The organism is Daejeonella sp. (assembly GCF_049655485.1).
Taxonomy (GTDB): Bacteria; Bacteroidota; Bacteroidia; order Sphingobacteriales; family Sphingobacteriaceae; genus Daejeonella.
Genome location: NZ_JBASJU010000243.1, coordinates 1 through 9253, shown reverse-complemented (window position 1 = coordinate 9253; position 9253 = coordinate 1). Strand labels below are relative to the sequence as shown.

The 9253-nt window shown below is 43.1% G+C and carries 11 protein-coding genes; all 11 read left to right on the top strand.

Annotated features, from left to right (window positions below; genetic code table 11):
• On the top strand, positions 1-288 hold a 288-nt coding region (locus WBJ10_RS10170; protein ID WP_424289918.1), incomplete at its 5' end, for a GIY-YIG nuclease family protein.
• Positions 289-512: 224 nt separating this feature from the next.
• Positions 513-1457: an NAD(P)H-dependent flavin oxidoreductase gene (locus WBJ10_RS10165; RefSeq protein ID WP_424289916.1), complete on the top strand. Its 945-nt coding sequence runs from the start codon at positions 513-515 to the stop codon at positions 1455-1457.
• A gap of 4 nt (positions 1458-1461) precedes the next feature.
• The gene (locus WBJ10_RS10160; protein WP_424289914.1) at positions 1462-1734 is read left to right on the top strand and encodes an acylphosphatase; all 273 of its coding nucleotides are present in this window, start codon (positions 1462-1464) and stop codon (positions 1732-1734) included.
• Positions 1735-1752: 18 nt separating this feature from the next.
• Positions 1753-3306 carry an oligosaccharide flippase family protein gene (locus tag WBJ10_RS10155; protein ID WP_424289912.1) on the top strand — a complete coding sequence of 518 codons (1554 nt, stop codon included), beginning with the start codon at positions 1753-1755 and terminating at the stop codon, positions 3304-3306.
• Complete coding sequence (gene dut, locus WBJ10_RS10150) at positions 3284-3715, top strand: dUTP diphosphatase (RefSeq protein WP_424289910.1); 432 nt, start codon at positions 3284-3286, stop codon at positions 3713-3715. The genes WBJ10_RS10155 and dut overlap by 23 nt, the downstream gene beginning before the upstream one ends.
• 185 nt (positions 3716-3900) lie before the next feature.
• Complete coding sequence (locus WBJ10_RS10145) at positions 3901-5622, top strand: tetratricopeptide repeat protein (protein WP_424289908.1); 1722 nt, start codon at positions 3901-3903, stop codon at positions 5620-5622.
• Positions 5600-6421: a DUF4292 domain-containing protein gene (locus WBJ10_RS10140; protein WP_424289906.1), complete on the top strand. Its 822-nt coding sequence runs from the start codon at positions 5600-5602 to the stop codon at positions 6419-6421. The genes WBJ10_RS10145 and WBJ10_RS10140 overlap by 23 nt, the downstream gene beginning before the upstream one ends.
• Positions 6422-6435: 14 nt before the next feature.
• Complete coding sequence (locus tag WBJ10_RS10135) at positions 6436-7701, top strand: murein hydrolase activator EnvC family protein (protein WP_424289904.1); 1266 nt, start codon at positions 6436-6438, stop codon at positions 7699-7701.
• 52 nt (positions 7702-7753) lie between these two features.
• Positions 7754-8131 carry a twin-arginine translocase TatA/TatE family subunit gene (gene tatA / locus WBJ10_RS10130; protein WP_424289902.1) on the top strand — a complete coding sequence of 126 codons (378 nt, stop codon included), beginning with the start codon at positions 7754-7756 and terminating at the stop codon, positions 8129-8131.
• Positions 8132-8140: 9 nt separating this feature from the next.
• On the top strand, positions 8141-8344 hold the full coding sequence (gene tatA / locus WBJ10_RS10125; RefSeq protein ID WP_424289900.1) for a twin-arginine translocase TatA/TatE family subunit: 204 nt from the start codon (positions 8141-8143) through the stop codon (positions 8342-8344).
• Positions 8345-8431: 87 nt separating this feature from the next.
• Positions 8432-9253 (top strand): amidase (locus tag WBJ10_RS10120; protein WP_424289898.1); only part of this gene is annotated, 822 nt, incomplete at its 3' end.

Below are 9253 nucleotides of genomic sequence, written 5' to 3'. Positions count from 1 at the left end.
GGCTACATATATATGATGACTAATAAATACAAAACAACCCTTTATATCGGGGTGACCTCTGACCTGCGTTCAAGGGTCTTACAACATAGGGAGCATCACTTTCCAGATAGTTTCACTGCAAAATACAATCTCACGGAATGCGTTTATTTTGAATATTTCCCGACTATAGTGCAAGCTATTAAAAGGGAGAAAGAGCTTAAAAAATGGCGCCGTGAAAAGAAGAACCAGCTAATCAATTTAACCAACCCTAAATGGAGCGATCTATGTGAGGAAATTCAAAAGAAATAACATTTCGACGAGCGACCGGAATTACAATAATTATCTGGCACGTGCCGCGAGGAGAAATCTGCCCTCCCCCTAAAAACCGCCGTCATCCCGAAGCGCAGCGAGGGACCTCACTTTTATAATTACCCCCCGTTCGTCATCCCGAGCGCAGCGAGGGACCTCAATATCTAATGTCCTCTTCCAATCCCAACTTTTGATTTTACGACTTAAAATTCCACCTTTACATAGTGAACCAAATAAACTCCCTTTTCAATATCCAATTCCCAATTATCCAGGCGGGGATGGTATGGTGCAGCGGCTGGCGTCTGGCTTCTGCGGTTTCTAATGCCGGCGGGTTGGGACTGATCGGTGCCGGTTCTATGAGTGCCGAGCTTCTACGGGAGCATATCCAGAAATGCAAACTTGCAACTTCGAAGCCTTTTGGGGTAAACGTCCCTCTTTTATATCGTGATATTGACAAGGTGTTTGAGGTTTTGGTTGAAGAAGGGGTGAAGATTGTTTTTACCTCTGCGGGAGACCCGTCGAAATGGACACCTTATCTCAAAGCCAACGGAATTAAAGTGGTGCATGTCATCGCCAATAAGAAATTTGCCTTAAAGGCTGAAGCCAGTGGTGTAGATGCCATAGTTGCTGAAGGCTTTGAAGCTGGGGGTCATAATGGCCGGGAAGAAACGACTACCCTTTGTCTTATACCGGAAATTTGCGAGGCTGTTTCGATTCCTGTTATTGCCGCAGGCGGCATTGGAAGTGGTAAGGCTATGCTCGCGGCATTTGCGCTTGGCGCGGACGCGGTTCAGGTGGGTTCGCTTTTTGCAGCGGCCATTGAATCGTCGGCGCATGAGAATTTTAAAGATGCCATACTTAATGCGAAAGAGGGCGATACCAAGCTCAGCATGAAGGCGCTTATCCCCGTAAGGCTGATGAAAAACGAGTTTTTTCAAAAGGTTGAACAAGCTGAGGCGGATGGCGCTGATCGCTCGGACTTGCTTGAGCTTTTAGGAAAGGGAAGAGCAAAACGCGGAATGTTTGAAGGTGATCTGGCAGAGGGGGAATTGGAGATCGGGCAAATCGCTTCAGCTATTAATGAGATTAAACCAGCCAGGGTTATTCTAAATGACTTGTGGTATGGTTTTATAAAAGAGAAAGAGCGAATCACTAACTTGTCGGTTTAAGGATATGAAGCATTTAGATATTATCATCAGTGGCCGGGTACAGGGTGTTTTTTTCAGGGCTACAAGCAAGGCAGTCGCGGATCAGCTGGGGGTTAAAGGTACGGCACGAAATGCCTCTGATGGAACGGTAGTTATTGAGGCTGAAGGCGATGAATTTTCGCTCGATCTATTCCTGGAATTTTGTAATAAAGGATCAGATCGCTCCGCTGTTGAAAAAGTGGTTGTCACCGATGGTGAAATGAAAAATTACCGCAATTTTGAAATACTAAGAAAATAATGCAAATCCCCCTTCTCATTGTCGGCAATTAAAAAATTCGCGGGTCAGACTGCTATTTACGGGCTCAGCACAGTTATCTCCAGGCTGCTTAACTTCATTCTGACGCCTTATTACGTGCTTATCTATCCCGCAAAGGTGTATGGGATATTTACGGTGATGTTTAGCTGGGCTTCCATGCTGAGCGCGATGCTGGCCTTCGGAATGGAAACAACCTTCTTCCGGTATCTTAATAAATACGAAAACGAGAAAGAAAAGGTCTATAATAACACCTTTATAGCCATCCTTTCATTAGCTATTATATTCCTGACCTTTTCCAGCCTTTTTGCAGGGGACATCGCCGTGTGGATGCAGAACGGCAAGGCCTACGATGCGGATTATGTCACATACATTCAATTGTTTATTGGAATCCTGGTTATAGACGCCCTTGCGGTGATCCCTTTTGCCAAAGTCAGAGCTGACGGACGGCCGATCAGATATAGCATTATTAAGTTTGCCAACATCCTGACCTTTGTCGGACTGAATCTCTTCTTTTTATTTGCAGTTCCCTTTATCATTAAAGAGAATCTTCCAGCGGCCGACTTTATGAAGAGCTGGTATCGCGAAGGCTGGGTCGGCTATGTCTTTCTTTCCAATCTTATTGCGAGCTTACTTACGCTCATCCTTTTATTGCCTGAATTACTCCAGATCAGATTAAAATACGATGGAGAATTGCTGAAGGACATGCTGGTTTATAGCACGCCTGTTCTCATCGCTAACATTTCCTTCATCATTAATGAAAACGTCGATAAGATTTTCCTGGGACATCTATTGCCTCCTTCCGTTTCGGATATTCAGGTTGGGATTTATGGGGCATGTTCTAAAATCGCCATTTTCCTGAGTATCTTCATTCAGGCTTTCAGGCTGGGTGCGGAACCTTTCTTCTTCAGTCATGCGAAGAACAAAAATTCTGGTGAAACCTACGCTCAAATAATGAATTATTTCGTGATCGCGGTATGCCTCATCTTTATCATGCTCGTCGCAAATATAGAGCTGCTGAAATATTTCATACGGGGCGAGGATCCGGTTCAAAGAGCATTATATTGGTCGGGATTGCAAGTTGTACCTATACTTTTATTTGGCTATGTAAGCCTCGGGATTTATATCAACTTATCTGTGTGGTACAAATTGTCGGATCAGACACGATATGGTTTATACATTTCCGGGATTGGCGCCATACTCACTGTTATTCTTAACATTATTTTCATACCTGAATACGGTTACATCGCATCAGCGTGGATCTCATTGAGTGCCTACACGGTGATGATGATCTTTTCTTACCTCTGGGGACAAAAGAATTACCCGATTCCGTATAATCTTAAAAAGAATCTCATTTACCTCCTGGTTTCTATTTGCATTGTATATGTATCATTTGTAGTATTTAACCGTAATTTGATCATTGGAAATACCCTGTTTATTATCTTTACGTTAATAACCTTTTATATGGAGCGTCATAATTTTATGGCTTTTCTGGGTACCAAAGGTTCAGATGAAGACGCTGCCAGCCCGATTGATGGAAATAAGAATAATAAATAGATCAGGGCACGTGTTGCCTGCCTATGAAACAGCAGCTTCTGCGGGAATGGACCTCAGGGCTTATCTTGCAGAACCGGTTATGATTGCCCCGATGGAGCGAAAGCTGATTCCCACAGGCTTATTTATAGAATTGCCTGTTGGTTTCGAGGCGCAGATCAGGCCAAGGAGTGGCCTGGCATTAAAACACGGCATAAGCATTTTGAATTCGCCGGGAACTATTGATGCGGATTACAGGGGGGAGTTAAAGATTTTGTTGATTAACTTCTCGGATAAGAGTTTTGAAGTAGGCAATGGAGATCGGATTGCGCAAATGGTTATTTCGAAACATGAACGAATTGATTGGGATGAGGTTGAGGTTTTGACGGAAACGGTGAGGGGTGAAGGGGGATATGGGCACACGGGGGTTTGAAAGTAGAAACTTGAAAACTGAATTTGAAAACTGAAAAAGAATTGAAAAGTGAAGATGGAAGCGAGGGCTAACGACACGCGCCGTGCGGCACAGCGGCTTGGGCCGCGTGCCGTTAACGAGATCCCCGAATAAATCGGGGAAGAGCGGCCTCGCAGTCTTGATACTTGATACCTGATACTATACGAATGAAACTACTCATAACATTAGCACTCGCGGTGTTCATCACCGGGCTAAGCGCTCAGACCAGGTCCGGGCCTGTTATAGTAGTGGGTAAGGTTTTGAGTCAGAAAGATAGCCTTCTGACAAGGGAGGTGTTTTTTGAAGGCCTTAATGAAAAATTAAAGGAGAACTATCAGGAAGCATCTGTTTTATTTAATAAGGTGCTGGAGATCGATCCTGCAAACGATGCGGCGATGTACGAGTTGGCTAATTTTAGCATGGCTCAGAATAAACCGACCGAGGCTGAGCGCCTGATCCGCAATGCGGTGACCGTGAAGCCGGATAATAGCTGGTATTGGTCGTTTTTAGCGGATATTTATAAAAAAACAAACAATATTTCTGAACTGGTTCTGGTTCTTGAAGAATTGATCAGGCTCAGGCCCGGCAAAGAAGATCATTTTTACGATCGTGCTAATGCCTTTATGATTCTTAAGAAGACAGACCAGGCAATTGCAGCATATAGCGAGATTGAATCGAAATTTGGAACATCGCAGGACTTGACGGCGGCAAAGCAGCGTATCCTGCTGCAGCAGGGCAAACCTGAAAAGGTGGAGGAGGAATTGGAAAAGCAAATCGCAGACAATCCTGATAATATTCGCAATTATTTATATCTCAGCGAGGTTTATGTTAAGTCTGGGGATAGAAAGAAGGCTCTGGAAATTCTAAGCCGTGCAAAAAATATTGAGCCGGCAAATGCCATGATCCGGCTTGCTCTTGCCGATAATTATAAGGCTTTAAAGCAGTTCGACAATACTTTCATTGAACTGAAAGTCGCTTTTGCAGATCCTGATCTGAATATTGATGAGAAGGTTAGGATAGTCCTGTCGTTTTTTCCCATGTTCGCGGATGTTAAAGCACGTGGTTTTGCAAGCGAGTTAGCTGCTATAATGACGAAAACGCACCCGGATGAAGCCAAGGCATTTGCCGTATATGGCGATGTGCTTTTTCAGGATAAGAAATATGCTGAAGCGCGGGATGTCTATAAAAAGGCAGTAAAGCTGAACGACCGGATTTACCAGATCTGGGAACAATTAATAAGAATTGAAGTTAGCCTCGGCGATTATCAGCAAGCTATTTCCGATGGAGAAGAAGCCTTGACTATTTTTCCAAATCAGGCTGAATTATATTTGTTTACAGGCATTGCTTATGCTCAGACTAAGAAGCATGATAAAGCGGTGTCCTATCTCACCAATGCCGCAGATCTGGAGACAGAGGATAAGGAAGTCCGTGCGCAGATATTTTCGACCCTGGGCGATTCATACAACGCGCTGAAAAAATTCAAGGAGTCTGATGAGGCCTATGAAAAATCGCTTGTAATAGATCCGGACAATAGTTATGTACTTAATAACTATGCTTATTATCTGTCAATACGAGGCGAGAATCTGGAAAAGGCTGAGAAAATGGCCAAACGTTCAGTCCAGCTGGATCCCAATAATGCCTCTTCAGAAGATACCTATGCATGGATTTTGTTTAAACTTAAAAGATATGCAGAGGCTAAAACATGGATTGAGAAAGCGCTACGAAATGATACCACTAATAGTTCGACCCAAATGGAACATTATGGAGACATTTTGTATTTACTAGGAGAACGGGATCTTGCTTTACAACAGTGGATAAAAGCTAAGGGCAAGGATCCGGGATCCGAAATTTTAAACAGAAAAATTAATGAGAAGAGATATATTGAGTAGGAGCGTTATCGTATTATTACTATTTGGATTTTTTGTTTCCTGTAAAACGACTAAAGCGGTTGGAACTGGCGGCATGCCACCGAAAACGGTGCCAGCTGATCCTGGTACAGGAATTAATCCTACGGTAAATACGGCGCGCGCGGAAAAGCTCGCTGCTGTAAAAAGCAATGAAATTAATTTTACCACTTTATCGGGCAAAGCGAAGGCAGCTCTTAATATAAGCGGTAATTCAAACGATGTGACTATGAACATCCGGATGAAGAATAATGAGGCAATTTGGGTTTCCATTACTGCGATAGCGGGTTTGGAAGTTGCCCGGGCACTTATAACCCCGGATAGCGTGAGGGTTATTAATCGTCTGGAAAACGTGTATATCACCAAGCCCTTTTCCTATCTCTACGAATTCACGAATAATAAAATAAATTTTGCCACCTTGCAATCCGTGTTGGTTGGTAATACGATTACGGGATTTATTACTGAATCTACCAACGTGGATCTCTCCGACGCTCAGGTAGAACTGAAATCCAGTATAGGGTCACTGATTTATGAACTCATGTTAAATGATCAGAATAAAGTGGTACAGTCAAATTTAACGGATTCGGGTGCAGCGCAATCCCTTGTAGTTAATTATGGTGATTTTCAGGCGATACCGCAGCAAGCTTTTCCGCACTCAATTGTGATGAAATCACAGGCGAAAAATAAGAGTATAAATTTGGATCTTAAGTTTACAAAGGTCGAACTTGACGTCCCAGTGGAGATACCATTTCGTGTTCCTGATCGTTATACGATCAAAAATTAAATACATTTGTTTTAATGAAGTTGCTGAGGTTTTTCTTATTTCTATCTTTTTTTGGATTGTGTTCCATCGCTTATGGCCAGAGTAGTTCTGAGCTTAAACGGAGGAAGGAAGCCCTGACACGGGAAATTGAGTCGCTGAATAAGAGCCTGAATAAAACTGCAAACAACAAGAATCTTTCCTTAAAACAAATCCGTGCTTTAAATGCCCAAATCCGCCTTAGGGAGGAAAAGATAAGTACTATAAACTCGGAAGTCAGGCTCCTGGATAACCAGATTTCTGATAATACGAATACGGTGCGCTCACTTCAATCGCAGCTAAACAAGCTAAAAAAGGAGTACGCAGGAATGGTTCTTTTTGCATTCAGGAATCAGAGTTCTTACAGTAAGCTGATGTTTATTTTTGCTTCGGGCAACTTTAATCAAGCCTATAAAAGACTGAAATACCTCCAGCAGTTTAGCGAATATCGTAAGAAGCAGGCGAAGTATATTGAAGGCACAGCAGAGGATCTCAATATTAAGATTAAGGAATTAGACCGGAATAAGCAGCAGAAAAGCCATCTTCTTGACGATCAGCAAAAAGAAAAGCAGACCCTCGGCGTACAGAAGAATAGTAAATCGAAAGTCCTCACCGGCCTCAGTCGGGAAGAAAAGAAACTTAAACAGGAGCTTTCGAAAAAACAAAGAGAATCTGCTACATTAAACCGGGCGATTGCAAACGCAATTAACCGCGAAATTGAGGCGGCAAGAAGAAGGGCTGAGGCTGAAGCAAGGGCTGCGGCGGAAAAAGCTAAAGCAGAAAACAAGGAAGCCCCTGATGCCAAGCCTATTTCAAGAGGTTCGAGTATACTTGCAGCTACACCAGAATCTGCTAAGCTGTCGTCCGACTTTTTAGGAAGCCGGGGAAGCTTGCCCTGGCCTGTTACAAGTGGTATGATAATCGAAGGCTTTGGTAATCATACCTACGGCCGGAATGTCACTACGGAGAATAATGGAGTGGATATAAAAACGGCCCCAGGATCAGCTGTTCGTGCAGTTTTTGGTGGAGAAGTAGCGGCAGTTCAGAATTTCGCAGGTTCCTATGCGGTGCTTATTCGTCACGGTGAGTATTTTACCGTTTATTCGAACTTGAAATCAGTTAATGTTGCACGGGGACAGAAGGTAAGCTTAAAGCAGAATATTGGTTCAGTTATTACGGATTCGGTTGACGGCACCACTGAAGTCCATTTTGAAATAAGAAAGGGTGCCGAGCCGATGAATCCAGCAAGCTGGCTGGCAAATTAATTTAATTTTTGGGTAGTTTAATCGCTATATTTGTATATTCAGTTAATAAGAGATGTATAGTTCAATCATGTTGTTTATGAATATCGGGGGGCCGGAGATGATCCTGATATTTCTTGTGGTTCTGTTGTTGTTCGGTGGAAAGAAACTTCCGGAGCTTGCGCGCGGACTTGGTAAAGGCTTAAGGGAATTCAAGGATGCCTCAGACGGCATTAAGAGAGAAATACATAATAATATTAATACTGTCTCGGATGCTACCGCCGACATGGATAAGGTGAAAACTGCAGCGCCTTTTGAGGCGGACCCTGAGGCTCCGAATGGTATGGACCAGTATTATAATCCCGACGGGAGTTTTAATGTTGATCCCGAAGCGCCGGTTGTGCCAGAGTCTGGCACAGTAAGCACTGAAGAGAAGAAATCATATACTAAATAAAAAAAACTTATGTTAAGTTCAACTTTGTTGATTGCAGGACTTGGAGTTACTGAGATCGTTTTGATTGTAGTAGTAGTCTTGTTATTATTTGGAGGTAAGAAGATTCCGGAACTTATGCGCGGATTGGGCAAAGGGATAAAGGAATTTAAGACTGCTCAGAATGGCGAAGGCGATGGCACAGCGCCAGCCAATAAAGATCAAGATAACAAATAATTATTCAACACACTCATGCTATCCTAAACTAATGGGATACATACGTACAGTTTTTATTTAAGCTGTCAGACTACCACATTCCATATTATGGAAGGTTTCTCTTCTCTTTCACACATTCAATCTGCTTTAAATAATCGTGAACTGGTTCTCTCGGACTTAGTTGCGAATTATTTGAAGCGTATAGAAGAACGTAAGGAACTAAACGCTTTCGTGGAAGTGTTTTCTGAGGAAACGAAATCCGCCGCTCTCCGTATACAAGAAAAAATTGAAGCGGGAACTTCAGGAAAACTTGCGGGGATGGTAATAGGGATTAAGGATAATATTTGTTATAAAGACCATCAGGTATCTGCTTCTTCCAGGATACTGGAGAATTATATCTCCCCTTTTTCTGCAACAGTGGTGGAACGTCTCTTAGCAGAAGATGCTATAATTATCGGCAGATTGAACTGCGATGAATTTGCAATGGGAGCTTCTAATGAATCGTCCTATTATGGGCCGGTTCGCAATAATGCTGATCTTAAAAAGGTCTCAGGCGGTTCGTCCGGAGGATCTGCGGTAGCAGTCCAGGCCGATCTTTGCCTTGCTGCTCTGGGCACTGATACAGGAGGTTCCGTTCGACAACCTGCATCTTTTTGCGGTGTGGTTGGTTTGAAGCCAACTTACGGACGGGTTTCCCGGCATGGTATTATTTCATATGCTTCTTCTTTCGATCAGGTAGGACCAATAACTCATTCTGTAGAGGATGCCGCTCTTATTCTGGAGGTTATTGCAGGTCCGGATGATTTTGACAGCACAGCTTCAAGTAAGCCAGTTCCTCTTTATTCGAATCAGGAACCGTCAGGTTTAAAAAAGAAGATCGCTTATTTATCAGAAGCACTCGACTCTCCAGGTTTAGATGCAGAAGTAAAA